This is a genomic window from Burkholderia sp. SIMBA_062, from assembly GCF_046534765.1.
Lineage (GTDB): Bacteria > Pseudomonadota > Gammaproteobacteria > Burkholderiales > Burkholderiaceae > Burkholderia > Burkholderia ambifaria.
Genome location: NZ_JAWRYD010000665.1, coordinates 1 through 232, shown reverse-complemented (window position 1 = coordinate 232; position 232 = coordinate 1). Strand labels below are relative to the sequence as shown.

Annotated in this window: 1 protein-coding gene; it reads right to left on the bottom strand. The window is 70.7% G+C overall.

Going from position 1 to position 232, the window contains the following annotated elements; genetic code table 11:
- The coding region (locus tag SB786_RS37845; protein WP_410731788.1) for a beta-eliminating lyase-related protein at positions 1-232 on the bottom strand (232 nt) is incomplete at both ends.

Genomic DNA, 232 nt, shown 5'->3' with positions numbered 1-232 from the left:
CGAGCGGCAGCGAGCCGTCGGCGGCTTTATCGAGCGGCTGCGGCTGGATGCTGCCGAGCACCGCCGCGCCGCCGCCTTCGTACTTATAGGTGTGCGCGAGCTGGCCGACGATGTATTCGTCGCCGCGTCCGCAATGCGCCATCAGCGCGGCGAGGTTGCTCTGCGTGCCGCTCGGGAAGAACAGGCCCGCTTCCTTGCCCGCCTGCTCTGCCACGCGCGCCTGGAGGCGCAG